Origin of the sequence: Photorhabdus hindustanensis, assembly GCF_002968995.1 — a bacterium.
Taxonomy (GTDB): Bacteria; Pseudomonadota; Gammaproteobacteria; order Enterobacterales; family Enterobacteriaceae; genus Photorhabdus; species Photorhabdus akhurstii.
On sequence record NZ_PUWT01000008.1, the window covers coordinates 84,137 to 99,721 of the forward strand.

Here is a 15,585-nt window from a genome sequence, read left to right on the forward strand (position 1 = left end):
GAAAATGAATCGCGCCATTGTTGGCGCGTTCATTTAAAGTTCTTGTTCGAATAACCCAAGAATTGCTTCACGTAACTGTTCTGCCGTAAAACCTCTAGCTGGTGTGGTAAAAATGGTGTCATCGCCAGCGATACTGCCAAGTATACCTTCTGCTTTACCAAGAGAATCTAGCAGACGTGCAATAAGCTGTGCAGCACCGGGACTTGTGCGAATGACAACAATTGAATGGTTGTGATCAACGTCCAGTACCAAGTTTTTTAGTGGGCTAGTGGCTGTTGGGACGCCAAGTTCAGCAGGCAGACAGTAGACCATCTCCATTTTGGCATTCCGGGTGCGAACAGCGCCAAATTTAGTGAGCATTCTGGAAACTTTGGATTGATTAATGTTCTCAAAACCTTCTTCCAGTAAAGCGGTGACAATTTCACCTTGAGAGCTAAATTTTTCTTCTTTCAATAACGCCTTGAAAGCTTTTACTAAATCTTCCTGTTTAGAGGGAGTACGCATATTTCACCATATTCAGTCAGCTATGAAGCTTGATATTATGCATATAAATGCATTTTTATGCAATAATAATGATTTTATAGCCAGTTTGAACCGAGCAAAATTGGCCTTATGTTATATAGAAATTCATAAAACATGAATATGAAAATTTGCTTTTTTTAGTTGGTTATTCAGGTAAATATATTGTTAATCAAATGATATTGTTTGGCGTTGTTGTTGGGTGTAAGGTATTTAGCCGATTATTTCGTAAAATCATAGGGAAATTCTCAAAATAGTGTCCGTTATCTCATTAACAGATAAGCATTTTGCCTAGAATACGGCGACTTTTGCGTCCCACTATTAGAGCGTAAGTCCACAATTTGGCTGTTAATAGATTGTTTTCAAAAACGTAGTAATCTATGGTTCTTAACCAGATGAATTCACAGCATTTTAAAGTATAAACGATTTAAGGAGTATCAGGATGAAAGTTGCAGTTCTCGGTGCAGCCGGTGGTATTGGTCAGGCTCTTGCTCTTCTACTAAAAACCCAGCTTCCTTCAGGTTCAGAACTCTCTTTATATGATATCGCTCCAGTGACACCTGGGGTGGCTGTTGATCTGAGCCACATTCCAACGGAAGTGAAAATTAAAGGCTTTGCCGGTGAAGATGCCACTCCTGCGTTAGAGGGAGCAGATGTTGTATTGATTTCTGCGGGTGTTGCCCGTAAACCTGGCATGGATCGTTCAGATCTGTTTAATGTTAACGCGGGTATCGTTCGTAACCTGGTAGAGCAAGTGGCTAAAACTTGTCCGAAAGCACTGATTGGGATTATTACTAACCCAGTCAACACAACTGTAGCTATTGCAGCCGAAGTGCTGAAAAAAGCGGGTGTATATGACAAAAACCGCCTGTTTGGCATCACAACTCTAGATGTTATTCGTTCTAATACTTTTGTTGCTGAATTGAAAGATAAAAAACCACAGGAAATCGAAGTGCCCGTCATCGGTGGTCATTCCGGTGTGACAATATTACCTCTGTTGTCGCAGATCCCAGGTGTAAGCTTTACTGATGAAGAGTTGGTTGCCTTAACTAAACGTATTCAAAATGCCGGTACTGAAGTGGTTGAAGCTAAAGCGGGTGGAGGATCTGCAACTCTGTCTATGGGGCAAGCTGCGGCTCGTTTGGGGCTCTCTTTGGTCCGCGGCTTACAAGGCGAAAGTGATGTTGTAGAGTGTGCTTATGTTGAAGGTGATGGCGAATATGCTCGCTTCTTCGCTCAGCCGGTTCGTTTGGGTAAAAATGGCGTAGAAGAGCGCTTGGACATTGGTCAGTTGAGTGATTTTGAGCAGAAAGCGCTGGAAGGCATGCTAGATGTATTGAGAAAAGATATAGAATTAGGCGAAAAATTTATTAATAACTAATTTATATATTTTATAAGTAAAAAATATATATCTATGAAATAATAAAACCGCTGGTATAGCGAATTACCGGCGGTTTTTATTCAACGAATATAATTCGTTAGCTAATTATTTGTTTGTTCGCGTACTTTCCTTTCTAATAATTCTCCAGTATTTGGATCAAAATAACGACTTGGCCAAATTTCTGAAGGATGTATTTCCAGATAATTCGCAATTATCCATTCCCCCTTTGGCCACGGCCGAGACAGCGCATTGGCTAGGGTCGACGAGCTAAGCCCCGCTCTGCGTGATACTTCAGCTAAGGTTGTTCCCCGCTTGCGTAAAGCTGCAATTATATCGGCAGGATGCCAATCAGATTTCCTTGAAATCATTTTTAATCCTTTTTTTATTAAATTTGATGCCATTAGTGGTATAAATAACAGGTACGCATGAGATTAATAACGAACTTAAACCTGTTATTGAGAAATAAAATAGCATTATTTTTCTGAAAATATTTCCAAATTTTTTCTTAAAAACTTCTTTTTTGAACTTGGTTACAAAAATAGAGAAACGCGATGAAAAAAGAGTGGTATTCGGCCAAGGAGTTAATCGGCGTGGGTGAGTTACCTGGATCACCACAAGGAGTTAATGCCAGAGCAAAACGCGAGGAGTGGTTACGTCAGAAAAGACGAGGTAAACAGGGTAAAGCGGTAGAGTATCACTACTCCTGTTTCCCGGAAACGACCATTGCAGCACTGGAGCTTCATGAATCATCTTCTGAGTATCAGGTGCAGAAGCAAGATCCTTTATCGATTTGGGTTGGTGCTTTCCATCAGTTATCAGAATCTGAGAAACAGGCTGTGACAGCCATGATCTTACGGGATGGTATCAGAAGTTTTTTAGAAAAACTTTCTGTTATTTGACCTATTTTTGGAAATTAAAAATGCCAACTAACTTGGATTCTTCTTCATTATCCCGGTGCAAAGTGAGAAGAAAAGTATGAAAAAAGAATGGTACTCAGCTAAAGAGCTGGTTGGTATTGCCGGACTTCCTTCTTCGCCTCAGGGAATAAATCTGATGGCAAGGCGGGAAGGATGGGAATATAGACGTAAACGGGGTGTTCAGGGCAAGGCTCTTGAATATCATATAAATAGCTTGCCTGAGGATGTACTTAATGTGCTATCTGTAGGGGAAAGCACTGTTGATTATGCAAACAAACGGCAAGACCCATTCTTAATTTGGATTGAGGCTTACTATCAACTAACTAAAGTTGAGCGGGAAAAAATTGTGAAATTTATCCTTCGAGAGGGGCTGGCAAAACTTATTGGTTATATTGATGTAGGTGCTGAAGACGCAGAGAAAAACCTGGAGTCAGATTAATCCCAGGTTTTATTTATCGATTAAGTTTGTTCTATCGATTAAGAAAGGCGTTGTACGGCAATATGGGCTAACCCCACGAGTGCTTGCTTGTATGGGGAGTTTTCCAGCGCCTGCAAAGCAGCTATTGCTTTATCTGCTTCTTCCTCTGCTCGTTTACGGGTATATCCCAGTGAGCCGCACTGTTTCATGGTTACCAGTACGGTTTCGAGTAAATGGCGGCCATTACCTTTTTCAATTGCTTCACGAATGAGTGCTGATTGTTCTGGAGTACCATGATTCATGGCGTGCAGTAAAGGTAATGTCGGTTTACCTTCGTTAAGGTCATCACCGGTGTTTTTGCCTAATGTATCGCTATCGGCATCATAATCTAGTAAGTCATCTATTAACTGGAATGCAGTGCCTAAATAACGTCCGTAATTTTGTAAAGCTGTTTCTTGCTCTGAGGTGGCGTTAGAAAGAATTGCAGAAGCATGTGCGGCGACTTCAAATAATCGTGCTGTTTTACTGTAAATCACCCGCATATAATCATTTTCAGAAATATTTGGATCATTGCAGTTCATCAACTGTAAAACTTCACCTTCAGCGATAACATTGGTTGCTGCTGACATCAATTTAAGAACTCGCATAGAGTTAAGAGCGGTCATCATCTGGAAAGAACGGGTGTATATAAAGTCACCAACCAGTACGCTTGCTGCATTACCAAACATGGCATTGGCGGTCGCTTTGCCACGTCGCATGTCTGATTCATCCACAACATCATCATGTAACAAAGTTGCTGTGTGGATAAATTCAATTAATGCGGCAACAGTAATATGCTTATCACCCTGATAACCCAATGCTTTGCTAGCCAGGATGGCAATGATTGGGCGGAGGCGTTTTCCACCGCCACTGATTATGTAGTAGCCCAACTGATTGATAAGAGTAACGTCAGAATTCAACTGACTAAGAATGGTTTCATTTACCGCTGCCATATCATCAGCGGTTAGCTTGATAATAGATTCTAAATTCATATTTTTTCGGCTATGGGTTTTAATGCAGGGCTGTGTTCATATTAACATTAAAATAGTTATTGCTGTGTCTTGATTGTACTCGAAAAACAGTCTAAATAAATGACAATTCAGCAACTATGTTTTTTTATCATCTGCTCTAATTCTGCACTTGTCTTCTTAGGCTTTTTTGCGTAGAATTCGCGCCCTATTATGAATATTTATAGCGCGCTCTGGAATGATATTTAAGGGGGCGTGCGGAAAGCGGAGTTTATATGTACGCGGTTTTCCAAAGTGGTGGTAAACAACACCGAGTCAGCGAAGGTCAAACTATTCGCCTGGAAAAACTGGACATCGCAACAGGTGAAACTGTTGAGTTTGACCAGGTTCTGATGGTCGCTAATGGTGATGACATTAAAATCGGCGCTCCTGTCGTTGAAGGCGTTAAAATCAAAGCTGAAGTCGTTGCCCACGGTCGTGGCGAGAAAATTAAAATCGTTAAGTTTCGTCGTCGTAAACACAGCCGTAAGCAGCAAGGCCACCGTCAGTGGTTCACCGATGTTAAAATCACTGGCATCGCTTAAGATTTAGGAGAGCAGATTAATGGCACACAAAAAGGCTGGCGGCTCAACTCGTAATGGCCGCGATTCTGAAAGCAAACGTCTGGGTGTAAAACGTTTTGGTGGCGAGTCTGTGTTAGCAGGCAGCATCATTGTTCGTCAACGTGGCACTAAATTCCACGCTGGCAATAACGTTGGTTGTGGTCGCGATCACACTCTGTTCGCATTAGCTGACGGGAAAGTTAAATTCGAAGTTAAAGGCCCGAAAAACCGCAAATTTATCAGCATCGAATCTGAATAAGTTTTTCGAGTTATAAACCGAATCAGAAGCCCTGCATGTGTTGCGGGGCTTTTTATATTCTAAAGTACGCCATCTCTGGGTAACACGGCCATCCAGCACTGTAATGGCTATCATACGGAGAAAAAATATGAAATTTGTAGATGAAGCCAGAATACTGGTTGTTGCGGGGGATGGTGGCAATGGTTGTGTCAGCTTCCGTCGTGAAAAATATATTCCGAAAGGTGGGCCAGACGGTGGGGATGGTGGAGATGGTGGAGATGTCTATCTGCTAGCAGATGAAAATCTCAATACACTGATTGACTATCGTTTTGAAAAATCCTTTCGAGCGGAGCGTGGACAAAATGGTCAAAGCCGTGATTGTACTGGCAAGCGTGGTCAGGATATCACGATTAAAGTCCCTGTTGGGACGCGTGTCCGTGATGCGGTAACCGGTGAGGTTCTTGGCGATATGATTCGTCATGAACAGCGTTTAATGGTTGCGAAAGGTGGATTCCACGGGCTTGGCAATACCCGCTTTAAATCTTCTGTTAACCGGGCTCCTCGTCAAAAAACAATGGGAACTTCAGGTGAAACCCGCGAATTGATGTTGGAACTGATGCTGTTGGCAGATGTTGGTATGCTGGGGATGCCAAATGCGGGAAAATCCACGTTTATCCGAGCCGTTTCTGCTGCTAAACCAAAAGTTGCAGATTATCCATTTACTACTCTGGTACCAAGCTTGGGTGTAGTAAGGATGGATAACGAACAAAGTTTCGTTGTGGCTGATATTCCAGGACTCATTGAAGGTGCTTCCGATGGCGCTGGTTTAGGTATTCGTTTCTTGAAACATTTGGAACGTTGCCGGGTACTGCTGCATTTAATTGATATTTGTCCTATTGATGAATCAGATCCTGTTGAAAATGCTAGAATTATTGTCAACGAGCTACAGCAATACAGTGAAAAATTGGCAGAAAAACCACGTTGGTTGGTATTTAATAAAGTTGATCTGTTGGATTCAGAAGAAGCTAAACAGCGAGCCCAAGCTATTGCTGATGAATTGGGGTGGGAAGGCGACTTTTATATGATCTCAGCGATAAATCACCTAGGGGTTAAAGCGCTTTGCTGGGATATTATGGAGTTTATGAAAACTCAGCCTCGTAATATGAGTACAGCAGACGGTGAATCTCAGCCTGAGAAAGTTGAATTTCTGTGGGATGACTATCATAAGAAGCAATTGGAACAGGTTTCGGAAGTAGACGATGACTGGGATGACGATTGGGATGAAGATGACGACGAAGGCGTTGAGGTTATTTATAAACGCTGATTCTTTTATTTTCTCATCATAATTAAGGGCGCCATATTTGTGGCGCCAATTTTATCAGTTGCTTTGGTATAAATCTTTATACAGTCTGCTTTCGAATCGAATCAAAGGAGCCCGACGGTTGCGATGTTCTTTTGGCGGTACGGCGTAAGCAGAAATAAATTGCACGAAAGCAACTTGTTGACCGCTAGCAGTGGTTATAAAGCCAGCCAAGTTATAAACTCCTTGCAGGGCACCGGTTTTAGCCGAAACTTTTCCGTTTACTCCTGCTTCATCCAGTCCTCCCCGGTATCTTAATGTGCCGTCATGACCCGCCAATGGCAGCATGGAAATAAAATCTAATTCTTGATCATGTTGAGCAATAAACTGTAATACTTCTATCATGGTTGCTGGAGTAATCAGATTATGGCGGGATAATCCTGAGCCATCTACCATCACCGTATTTCCTAGGTCGATGCCTGCTTTTTGTTTTAACACTTGCCGTACCGCATCAGAACCTGAACGCCAGGTTCCTGGTATATCAAAGTGTTCCCGGCCTATTGTCCGAAATACGGTATCAGCAATCATATTGTCAGACTTTTTTAGCATGACTTTCAGCAGATCATGTAATGGTGCCGATTGATTTTTAGCCAGAACTTTTCCCGGTTCAGTTGGTAAACTTTGGCGTTTGAGATTACCTGTGATTTCAATTCCTGCAACTTGCAATTCATTTTTGAGAATTGCCCCTGCATAGCTGGTGCCATTTTGAATCGCGAAAGCCAGTGGCAACGGTTCACTGCGTTGAGTAAGGCATCCGGTAAGAGTAAAACGGTTCAGTTCTCCGGGAACGATGTCCAGTTCGCAGTATTGGCTTTCAGGAGAGCCTTTTGCCAACGTCTTAACTTCACTGAACATATTTACGGGATAAAAAGATGCTACGCGGATAAATGCAGTATCACCGGGATGTTCAGCACTATATAGCGAAACTGAGAAACAGTTTCGATCTACAATTGCGGCAGCAGGGGGAGCACTGAAACATTGGGTCATGTCATTCCATACCCAGCCGGGAGCTTTATCGTGGCTGGCAAAGGCGGAAACATCTATCAGAAGGTTGCCGTCAATTTTTTCCACGCCAGATTGTTTCAAAACAGTGACCATATTGCGAAGTTGTTGACGGGTCAGTGTTGGATCTCCGACAAAACGGGCGATCAAATTCCCTCTCAGGACGCCGTTTGAAATTTTTCCGTGGCTTTCCAGCGTGGTGATAAAGCGATAATCTTTACCCAGTTGTAACAAAGCTGCAAGAGCTGTGACAACTTTCAGCGTACTCGCTGGTAGAGCCATTTGCTGCCCGTGATAATCAATTAACGGGGTATTGGCACCAACTTTTTGAGCGATTAATGCCAGATTAGTACCATCAGGCAGATATTGCGTATATTCCTCAACGGGTGTGGCGTTTGCGTTGGGTGTAATTAAATACAGAGTGGTAACGCAAACTAATCTGCTGGCAATTTTAAAGAAGGACATAAATTTCGCATATGGATGTAGACGTACCACAATACTAAGGCGCAAAGTGGGGAAAAGTAAACGATGACCCATCACCAAGTCTACGTTAGAATGATATATTAACATGTAAAATATGATTGTGAACCTCCGGGTAGCCCTGTGGTTTGCACTATTGTTTATTGTCTGTAAGCCCGCCCGACAAGGTGTGCTCATTGTGCTGTTATCTGAAAACATCAGGATGATGCTTGTTTTTTGCTCAGGAAAGATTTAGAGGATTAATAAATGAAACAGATTCCAATGACGGTACGTGGCGCGGATAAGTTGCGCGAAGAGTTAGATTATCTAAAGAACGTACGCCGTCCAAAAATTATTTCAGACATTGCTGAAGCACGTGAACATGGTGATCTGAAAGAAAACGCTGAATATCATGCTGCTCGTGAACAACAAGGTTTCTGCGAAGGCCGTATTCAGGAAATCGAAGCTAAGCTTTCTAATGCACAGGTGATTGATGTCACGAAAATGCCCAAGACTGGACGTGTTATTTTTGGGACTACAGTTACGGTTTTGAATGTTAATACTGATGAAGAGCAGACTTACCGGATTGTGGGTGACGATGAAGCAGATATTAAAGAAAATTTAATCTCAGTGAATTCACCAATTGCCCGAGGTTTGATAGGTAAAGAAGTTGATGACGTTGTTATTATCAAAACACCGGGTGGTGAAGTTGAATATGAAATCCTGAAAGTTGAATATATTTAACTTCAGGATTGGCCTGTTGCTATTGATTTACGTTAGGTAAAGTTGCACAAGGATCGTGGAGAAAGTAAAAAAGGCCGGATATGGCCTTTTTTATCATAGTATATGCACGGAATTTTATATAAATGAGGTTTGATTATTTAGGTAAAATAATTTTGCGTTCTTCCGATTGGCGGTAAAGAACTAGGATTTTACCGATAATTTGCACATTATATGCACCGGTCTCGCGGACAATTGCATCGGCGATCAAATTTTTGGTTTCACGATCTTCGCCTGCGATTTTGACTTTGATAAGCTCATGGTGTGACAGTGTTTGCTCAATTTCGGCCAACACACCCTCGGTCAGGCCGTTATTACCAATCATGACGACAGGTTTTAGCGGGTGAGCGAGACTTCTCAGGTGCTGTACTTGTTTTTTGTTAAGGGTCATTGTTTTTTTGCTTAGTTAGGATTGAAAACGGGACATTCTACCGCCATCTCATCTCTATCACCATAAATAGTGTGTTGTGGTTTTGGTGTATGGAGCAATAGATATCTGGCTCTTTATTCGTAGTATAGTTGGAAAGGACAATGGCCAATAAAAAACGTTCGGCAAGCTCCAGTCGCTGGTTACAAGAACACTTTAGTGATAAATATGTTCTGCAAGCACAGAAAAAAGGGCTTCGTTCTCGCGCTTGGTTTAAACTTGATGAAATTCAACAAAGTGACAAAGTTTTTAAGCCTGGCATGACCGTTGTCGATTTAGGCGCAGCTCCTGGTGGATGGTCTCAGTATGCAGTGAGTCAAATTAATGATAATGGGCGAGTGATTGCCTGTGATCTTTTGCCGATGGATCCCATTGTTGGTGTCGATTTCCTTCAGGGTGATTTTCGTGATGAACTTGTATTGAAAACATTGCTTGAGCGAGTTGGTGATAACAAAGTCCAGGTCGTCATGTCGGATATGGCGCCCAATATGAGCGGAACACCTGCGGTCGATATTCCTCGATCCATGTATCTGGTTGAATTGGCGTTAGATATGTGTCGTGATGTGCTGGCCCCCGGGGGGAGTTTTATTGTCAAAGTGTTTCAGGGAGAAGGCTTTGATGAATACCTGAGGGAAATTCGCTCCCTATTTACGAACGTGAAAATTCGTAAGCCGGACGCTTCGCGGGCACGATCACGTGAAGTATACATTGTAGCGACAGGGCGGAAACTATAGTACCCTGAATGCTATTTGTTAACACAGTTGTAATATGAGGTTAATCCCTTGAGTGACATGGCGAAAAACCTGATTCTCTGGTTAGTTATCGCAGTTGTGCTGATGTCGTTATTCCAGAGTTTTGGTCCCAGCGATTCCAATAGTCGTAGGGTGGATTATTCTACCTTCATCAATGAATTAGCCCAGGATCAGGTGCGCGAAGTTCGTATCACAGGTCGTGAAATTAATGTTAGTAGGAAAGATAACAGCAGATACACCACTTACCTACCAGTACAGGATGAAAAACTGTTAGATACGTTACTGAATAAAAACGTAAAAGTGGTTGGTGAACCTCCAGAGGAGCCAAGTCTGCTAACTTCTATTTTCATTTCCTGGTTCCCGATGTTATTGCTTATTGGGGTCTGGATTTTCTTCATGCGTCAGATGCAGGGCGGCGGCGGTAAAGGGGCAATGTCTTTCGGTAAAAGCAAGGCCCGTATGCTGACAGAAGATCAGATTAAAACCACTTTTGCTGATGTTGCTGGTTGTGACGAAGCGAAAGAAGAAGTTGGTGAACTGGTGGAATATCTGCGAGAGCCAGGCCGCTTCCAGAAGTTGGGTGGAAAAATCCCGAAAGGTATTCTAATGGTCGGGCCTCCGGGTACGGGTAAGACTTTGCTGGCAAAAGCGATTGCGGGTGAAGCGAAGGTACCATTCTTTACTATCTCTGGTTCTGACTTCGTTGAAATGTTTGTTGGTGTTGGTGCATCCCGTGTTCGTGATATGTTTGAGCAGGCGAAGAAAGCAGCACCTTGTATCATCTTTATTGATGAGATTGATGCGGTGGGCCGTCAGCGTGGTGCTGGTTTGGGTGGCGGTCACGATGAACGTGAGCAGACTCTGAACCAGATGCTGGTTGAGATGGATGGTTTTGAAGGCAACGAAGGTATTATCGTTATTGCCGCGACTAACCGCCCCGACGTACTTGATCCTGCCTTGTTGCGTCCTGGCCGTTTTGACCGTCAGGTTGTTGTTGGTTTGCCAGACGTACGTGGCCGCGAGCAGATTCTGAAAGTTCATATGCGCCGGGTTCCTCTGGATACTGATGTTGATGCTTCTGTCATTGCTCGCGGTACTCCGGGATTCTCTGGCGCTGATTTGGCTAACCTGGTGAACGAAGCTGCTTTGTTTGCGGCTCGTGGTAACAGACGCGTAGTTTCTATGGTTGAATTCGAAAAAGCGAAAGACAAAATCATGATGGGCGCAGAACGCCGCTCTATGGTGATGACGGAAGAGCAAAAAGAATCAACTGCTTATCATGAAGCAGGCCATGCCATTATTGGCCGCTTGGTTCCTGAGCATGATCCTGTTCATAAAGTTACCATTATTCCGCGTGGTCGCGCCTTGGGTGTGACTTTTTTCCTACCGGAAGGCGATCAGATCAGCGCTAGTCGTCAGAAGTTGGAAAGCCAGATTTCAACCTTATATGGCGGTCGTCTGGCGGAAGAGATTATTTACGGTCCAGACAGCGTTTCTACTGGCGCATCTAACGATATCAAAGTGGCGACATCAATTGCTCGTAACATGGTAACGCAGTGGGGTTTCTCAGAAAAACTCGGCCCATTACTCTATGCAGAGGAAGAAGGAGAAGTGTTCCTTGGCCGTTCAGTTGCTAAAGCTAAGCACATGTCTGATGAAACGGCTCGTCTTATCGATCAGGAAGTAAAGGCAATTATCGATCATAACTATCAACGTGCTCGTCAGATTCTGATGGACAACCTTGATATTCTACATTCGATGAAAGATGCATTGATGAAGTACGAAACTATTGATGCCCCCCAGATTGATGACTTAATGAATCGTACGAATGTGCGTCCACCAGCTGGATGGGAAAGCGATAATGGCAGCAATAATAACAGTCGCCCAACAGGTAATACACCTCCTCCGCAGGCTACAAAACCAACTGGTGATATCAATACATTGGCGCAAGGTGGTGAACAAGTAGGGCAGTCAGGAAATAAAGATCAGTAATTGTTCCATTTTTTCGTAGTCTGATTGATATATTTATGAAACCCCAGGTAAGTCCTGGGGTTTTGACATTGAAGGTAGCCCAAACATGAAACTCAGAGCCAGAGATAATGTTCTCAACCTTTTTCGCCCACAAATAATGGGTATTTTGAATGTGACTCCAGATTCATTTTCTGATGGTGGTGCTCATAATACTCTGGATATGGCTTTACGACATGCTGAAAAGATGGTTAATGAAGGAGCTGCGATCATTGATATCGGTGGGGAGTCTACCCGTCCGGGAGCTGATGAAGTCAGTGAACAGGAAGAAGTAGAGCGTGTTGTTCCGGTTGTTGAGGCTTTAGTTCAACGATTTAATATTTGGATTTCTGTTGATACCTCGAAAGCATTGGTGATGAGTGAGTCAGCAAAGGCTGGCGCCCATTTGATTAATGATATTCGTGCATTGCAAGAGCCTGGTGCTTTGGAAAGCGTGGCTAAATCTGGTTTACCCGTTTGTTTGATGCATATGAAGGGCCAGCCACGGACAATGCAGGATGCGCCACATTATGAAAATTTGTTAAGTGAAGTGAAACAATTTTTTACTGAGCAAATTGAACGTTGTGTGATGGCAGGGATAGCAAAAGATAAACTTGTTCTTGATCCAGGCTTCGGTTTTGGTAAGAACTTGACGCATAATTATCAGTTACTGGCACATTTAAACCAATTTCATCAATTTGGTTTACCTGTGCTAGCAGGAATGTCACGTAAATCTATGATAGGTCAGTTGCTTCATGTACCGCCACAAGAAAGGGTTGTCGGTAGTGTAGCTTGCGCTGTTATCGCTGCTATGCAAGGAGCGCAAATTATCCGGGTACATGATGTCAAAGAAACCGTGCAGGCAATGCAAATTGTCGAAGCAACACTTTCAGCAAAGGAAGAAAAGAAATTATGAGTAACCGCAAATACTTTGGTACTGATGGTATCCGTGGCAAAGTGGGCAATAGCCCAATTACGCCAGATTTTGTGTTAAAGCTTGGTTGGGCTGCGGGTAAGGTACTGGCTCGTCACGGTTCTCGTAAGATCATTATCGGTAAAGATACCCGTATTTCTGGCTATATGCTGGAATCTTCTTTAGAAGCAGGTTTAGCTGCGGCTGGTTTATCCGCTTTGTTCACTGGTCCTATGCCAACACCTGCTGTTGCTTATTTGACTCGTACCTTCCGTGCTGAAGCTGGAATTGTTATCTCTGCTTCTCATAATCCTTATTATGATAATGGTATTAAATTCTTCTCTATTGACGGTACGAAACTGCCGGATGATGTGGAAGAGGCAATTGAGGCTGAAATGGAAAAGCCGCTGACTTGCGTGGAGTCCGCAGAGTTGGGACGTGCAAATCGTATTGTGGATGCTGCGGGTCGTTATATTGAATTCTGCAAAGGTACATTCCCAAGTGAGCAAAGTCTTAATGGCTTGAAAATTGTACTTGATTGCGCTAACGGTGCGACTTACCACATTGCCCCAAACGTACTCAGAGAACTGGGGGCTGATGTTGTGACGATTGGCTGTGAGCCGAACGGTATCAATATTAATGAAAAATGTGGTGCTACCGATGTTCGTTTATTGCAGCAACGCGTTGTAGAAGAAAAGGCTGATGTTGGTCTGGCATTCGATGGTGATGGTGATCGCGTTATTATGGTTGATCATTTGGGACAGAAAGTTGATGGCGACCAGATCCTTTATATCATTGCCCGTGAAGCATTGAGACAAGGGCAACTGCGAGGTGGTGTTGTTGGTACGCTGATGAGTAATATGGGATTGGAGCTGGCATTGAAGCAGCTTGGTATCCCGTTCTTGCGTGCTAAAGTGGGTGACCGTTATGTGCTGGAAAAATTGCAGGAAGAAGGCTGGCGTTTAGGTGCTGAAAATTCTGGTCATGTTATCTTACTGGATAAAACAACTACGGGTGACGGCATTGTTGCTGGCCTTCAGGTTCTGAGTGCTATGGTACGTAACCATATGAGTTTGCACGATTTGTGTAGTGGTATGAAACTTTTGCCACAGGTACTGGTGAATGTTCGTTTCTCCGGTTCACACGATCCACTTAAATCGGAAAATGTAATTAATATTACTAAATCTGTTGAAGCTGAATTAAATGGTCGTGGACGGGTATTGTTACGTAAATCTGGTACTGAGCCATTGATTCGTGTCATGGTAGAGGGTGAAGATGATGTACAAGTTACTGCTTTGGCTCATCGTATTGCTGATGCGGTGAAACACGCGGGTTAATTTGTTGTTTTTTTCCTCAAGTGATTCTGATTATTGAAATTAACCTTGCGTATCAGATGTGGTTTGGTTAGTATTCAGACCCACTCGGTCAGGTGATTAGCCTGTTTGAGTGGGTGATGCGGTATAAGGTAACCACATAGATTGTGGTAAACCCCACGAGGACATAGGTACGACATATGTATGAAGCTCTTTTAGTTGTTTTCTTGCTGGTTGCTATCGGGCTAGTTGCCTTGGTTATGCTACAGCAGGGTAAAGGTGCTGATATGGGTGCTTCCTTTGGTGCGGGTGCCTCTGCGACGTTGTTTGGTTCATCGGGTTCTGGTAACTTTATGACCCGTATGACCGCGATTTTCGCTACTCTGTTTTTCATTATTAGTTTGGTGCTTGGTAATCTGACCAGTAACCAAACCGGTACAAGCAGCAAGTGGGAAAATATTGGCGAGCCTGCTAAAGTCGAGAAATCAACGGAGATTCCGGCGGCGCCAGCAGCACCAAATAGTGATATTCCGCAGTAATCATCACAAGAAAGAATTAAGATGGGGCTGTTTAATCAGCGATGGCCTCATGTAGTGCCGAGGTGGTGAAATTGGTAGACACGCTACCTTGAGGTGGTAGTGCCCACACTAGGGCTTACGGGTTCAAGTCCCGTCCTCGGTACCATTATTCGGATAGCTTGCGTTTTCGCAGTTATCGGCGTAATATTTGCCACGTTTTCGAACGCGGGATGGAGCAGCATGGTAGCTCGTCGGGCTCATAACCCGAAGGTCGTCGGTTCAAATCCGGCTCCCGCAACCACTTCTTAAATTAAGATGCACCTTTTTGAACGAAATAATTCAGCAATATTTGAAATATTGATTCTGATTTAAAAGGGCATGAAGTGAGTGGTTGAAGCCACTGGCAGCAAATAGGGTCCAGTTGCATAAAGCCCCGAATTTCGGGGTTTTTTGTTATTTGACAACAGAACTACTGGGCTAATTAGCCCTTTTTTTATGTCTTGGGGGTGGGCTTGTCCACATTAGAGCAAAAATTAACAGCGATGATTTCAGCACCAGTTGAAGCTTTAGGCTTTGAGTTAGTCGGCTTAGAGTTTATTCGTGCACGTGTTTCTACACTGCGGATTTATATTGATAGTGAGAATGGCATCACTGTTGATGATTGTGCTGATGTTAGCCACCAGGTCAGTGCGGTATTGGATGTCGAAGATCCTATCTCAGTGCTTTATAACCTGGAAATTTCTTCACCTGGCTTAGAGCGTCCATTGTTCACGGCTGAACATTACCAGCGTTTTATTGGTGAAGAAGTCAGTCTGGTCTTACGTATAGCAATGCAAAACCGTCGGAAATGGCTGGGCATTATCAAAACTGTCGACGGCGAAATGATCACGGTTACGGTGGATGGAAAAGATGAAGTGTTCGCACTGAGCAACATCCAGAAAGCGAACCTGGTACCCCACTTTTAAAGTTCGG

Annotated in this window: 18 protein-coding genes and 2 tRNA genes; 15 read left to right on the plus strand and 5 right to left on the minus strand. The window is 43.4% G+C overall.

The window, feature by feature from the left end; translation table 11 throughout:
- Positions 1-33: 33 nt before the first annotated feature.
- Complete coding sequence (gene argR / locus C6H66_RS03705; protein WP_036776550.1) at positions 34-504, minus strand: transcriptional regulator ArgR; 471 nt, start codon at positions 502-504, stop codon at positions 34-36.
- A gap of 457 nt (positions 505-961) precedes the next feature.
- Between argR and mdh the strand changes: the two genes are divergently transcribed.
- Positions 962-1,900, plus strand: coding sequence for a malate dehydrogenase (gene mdh, locus C6H66_RS03710; RefSeq protein ID WP_040151153.1), 939 nt, complete (start codon positions 962-964; stop codon positions 1,898-1,900).
- Positions 1,901-2,001: 101 nt separating this feature from the next.
- Here mdh and C6H66_RS03715 read toward each other — a convergent pair whose 3' ends face one another.
- A complete protein-coding gene (locus tag C6H66_RS03715; protein ID WP_011148622.1) occupies positions 2,002-2,268 on the minus strand; it encodes a helix-turn-helix domain-containing protein in 267 nt (88 codons plus the stop codon).
- 183 nt (positions 2,269-2,451) lie between these two features.
- On the opposite strand from C6H66_RS03715, the gene C6H66_RS03720 reads away from it, so the two are divergent.
- Both C6H66_RS03720 and C6H66_RS03725 read left to right on the plus strand, forming a co-directional pair.
- Entirely contained in the window at positions 2,452-2,799 is a 348-nt protein-coding gene (locus tag C6H66_RS03720; RefSeq protein ID WP_036776546.1) for a DNA-binding protein, read from the plus strand.
- Between the two features lie 76 nt (positions 2,800-2,875).
- On the plus strand, positions 2,876-3,256 hold the full coding sequence (locus tag C6H66_RS03725) for a DNA-binding protein (protein WP_036776545.1): 381 nt from the start codon (positions 2,876-2,878) through the stop codon (positions 3,254-3,256).
- Between the two features lie 38 nt (positions 3,257-3,294).
- Here C6H66_RS03725 and ispB read toward each other — a convergent pair whose 3' ends face one another.
- Positions 3,295-4,266: an octaprenyl diphosphate synthase gene (ispB, locus tag C6H66_RS03730; RefSeq protein WP_046396593.1), complete on the minus strand. Its 972-nt coding sequence runs from the start codon at positions 4,264-4,266 to the stop codon at positions 3,295-3,297.
- A 251-nt stretch (positions 4,267-4,517) separates the two neighbouring features.
- Between ispB and rplU the strand changes: the two genes are divergently transcribed.
- From rplU to cgtA, 3 genes are all read left to right on the plus strand, one after another.
- Positions 4,518-4,826 carry a 50S ribosomal protein L21 gene (gene rplU / locus C6H66_RS03735; RefSeq protein ID WP_011148618.1) on the plus strand — a complete coding sequence of 103 codons (309 nt, stop codon included), beginning with the start codon at positions 4,518-4,520 and terminating at the stop codon, positions 4,824-4,826.
- Positions 4,827-4,845: 19 nt separating this feature from the next.
- Positions 4,846-5,103, plus strand: a complete 258-nt coding sequence (rpmA, locus tag C6H66_RS03740) for a 50S ribosomal protein L27 (RefSeq protein ID WP_046396592.1) — start codon at positions 4,846-4,848, stop codon at positions 5,101-5,103.
- Between the two features lie 127 nt (positions 5,104-5,230).
- The gene (gene cgtA / locus C6H66_RS03745) at positions 5,231-6,406 is read left to right on the plus strand and encodes an Obg family GTPase CgtA (protein WP_105394834.1); all 1,176 of its coding nucleotides are present in this window, start codon (positions 5,231-5,233) and stop codon (positions 6,404-6,406) included.
- Between the two features lie 54 nt (positions 6,407-6,460).
- Here the strand turns inward: cgtA and dacB are convergent, their stop codons facing one another.
- Positions 6,461-7,909: a serine-type D-Ala-D-Ala carboxypeptidase gene (dacB, locus tag C6H66_RS03750; protein ID WP_105394835.1), complete on the minus strand. Its 1,449-nt coding sequence runs from the start codon at positions 7,907-7,909 to the stop codon at positions 6,461-6,463.
- 261 nt (positions 7,910-8,170) lie between these two features.
- Between dacB and greA the strand changes: the two genes are divergently transcribed.
- On the plus strand, positions 8,171-8,647 hold the full coding sequence (greA, locus tag C6H66_RS03755; protein ID WP_036776530.1) for a transcription elongation factor GreA: 477 nt from the start codon (positions 8,171-8,173) through the stop codon (positions 8,645-8,647).
- 133 nt (positions 8,648-8,780) lie between these two features.
- Here greA and yhbY read toward each other — a convergent pair whose 3' ends face one another.
- Positions 8,781-9,074, minus strand: a complete 294-nt coding sequence (gene yhbY / locus C6H66_RS03760) for a ribosome assembly RNA-binding protein YhbY (RefSeq protein WP_036776529.1) — start codon at positions 9,072-9,074, stop codon at positions 8,781-8,783.
- 140 nt (positions 9,075-9,214) lie between these two features.
- On the opposite strand from yhbY, the gene rlmE reads away from it, so the two are divergent.
- From rlmE to rimP, 8 genes are all read left to right on the plus strand, one after another.
- Entirely contained in the window at positions 9,215-9,844 is a 630-nt protein-coding gene (gene rlmE / locus C6H66_RS03765; protein WP_046395596.1) for a 23S rRNA (uridine(2552)-2'-O)-methyltransferase RlmE, read from the plus strand.
- 48 nt (positions 9,845-9,892) lie between these two features.
- Complete coding sequence (gene ftsH / locus C6H66_RS03770; RefSeq protein WP_036810131.1) at positions 9,893-11,854, plus strand: ATP-dependent zinc metalloprotease FtsH; 1,962 nt, start codon at positions 9,893-9,895, stop codon at positions 11,852-11,854.
- A gap of 85 nt (positions 11,855-11,939) precedes the next feature.
- A complete protein-coding gene (gene folP / locus C6H66_RS03775; RefSeq protein WP_046395597.1) occupies positions 11,940-12,785 on the plus strand; it encodes a dihydropteroate synthase in 846 nt (281 codons plus the stop codon).
- Complete coding sequence (glmM, locus tag C6H66_RS03780; protein WP_046395598.1) at positions 12,782-14,119, plus strand: phosphoglucosamine mutase; 1,338 nt, start codon at positions 12,782-12,784, stop codon at positions 14,117-14,119. Before folP ends, glmM begins: the two co-directional genes overlap by 4 nt.
- Before the next feature lie 176 nt (positions 14,120-14,295).
- On the plus strand, positions 14,296-14,634 hold the full coding sequence (gene secG, locus C6H66_RS03785) for a preprotein translocase subunit SecG (RefSeq protein ID WP_046395599.1): 339 nt from the start codon (positions 14,296-14,298) through the stop codon (positions 14,632-14,634).
- 56 nt (positions 14,635-14,690) lie between these two features.
- Positions 14,691-14,779, plus strand: a tRNA-Leu gene (locus C6H66_RS03790).
- A gap of 58 nt (positions 14,780-14,837) precedes the next feature.
- Positions 14,838-14,914: transfer RNA gene (locus C6H66_RS03795), tRNA-Met, on the plus strand.
- 211 nt (positions 14,915-15,125) lie between these two features.
- Positions 15,126-15,578: a ribosome maturation factor RimP gene (rimP, locus tag C6H66_RS03800; RefSeq protein ID WP_023043415.1), complete on the plus strand. Its 453-nt coding sequence runs from the start codon at positions 15,126-15,128 to the stop codon at positions 15,576-15,578.
- Positions 15,579-15,585 lie beyond the last annotated feature (7 nt).

Coding starts and splice junctions, on each gene's coding strand:
- argR (WP_036776550.1), bottom strand. CDS start 504: ATGCGTACTCCCTCTAAACAGGAAGATTTAGTAAAAGCTTTCAAGGCG.
- mdh (WP_040151153.1), top strand. CDS start 962: ATGAAAGTTGCAGTTCTCGGTGCAGCCGGTGGTATTGGTCAGGCTCTT.
- C6H66_RS03715 (WP_011148622.1), bottom strand. CDS start 2,268: ATGATTTCAAGGAAATCTGATTGGCATCCTGCCGATATAATTGCAGCT.
- C6H66_RS03720 (WP_036776546.1), top strand. CDS start 2,452: ATGAAAAAAGAGTGGTATTCGGCCAAGGAGTTAATCGGCGTGGGTGAG.
- C6H66_RS03725 (WP_036776545.1), top strand. CDS start 2,876: ATGAAAAAAGAATGGTACTCAGCTAAAGAGCTGGTTGGTATTGCCGGA.
- ispB (WP_046396593.1), bottom strand. CDS start 4,266: ATGAATTTAGAATCTATTATCAAGCTAACCGCTGATGATATGGCAGCG.
- rplU (WP_011148618.1), top strand. CDS start 4,518: ATGTACGCGGTTTTCCAAAGTGGTGGTAAACAACACCGAGTCAGCGAA.
- rpmA (WP_046396592.1), top strand. CDS start 4,846: ATGGCACACAAAAAGGCTGGCGGCTCAACTCGTAATGGCCGCGATTCT.
- cgtA (WP_105394834.1), top strand. CDS start 5,231: ATGAAATTTGTAGATGAAGCCAGAATACTGGTTGTTGCGGGGGATGGT.
- dacB (WP_105394835.1), bottom strand. CDS start 7,909: ATGTCCTTCTTTAAAATTGCCAGCAGATTAGTTTGCGTTACCACTCTG.
- greA (WP_036776530.1), top strand. CDS start 8,171: ATGAAACAGATTCCAATGACGGTACGTGGCGCGGATAAGTTGCGCGAA.
- yhbY (WP_036776529.1), bottom strand. CDS start 9,074: ATGACCCTTAACAAAAAACAAGTACAGCACCTGAGAAGTCTCGCTCAC.
- rlmE (WP_046395596.1), top strand. CDS start 9,215: ATGGCCAATAAAAAACGTTCGGCAAGCTCCAGTCGCTGGTTACAAGAA.
- folP (WP_046395597.1), top strand. CDS start 11,940: ATGAAACTCAGAGCCAGAGATAATGTTCTCAACCTTTTTCGCCCACAA.
- glmM (WP_046395598.1), top strand. CDS start 12,782: ATGAGTAACCGCAAATACTTTGGTACTGATGGTATCCGTGGCAAAGTG.
- secG (WP_046395599.1), top strand. CDS start 14,296: ATGTATGAAGCTCTTTTAGTTGTTTTCTTGCTGGTTGCTATCGGGCTA.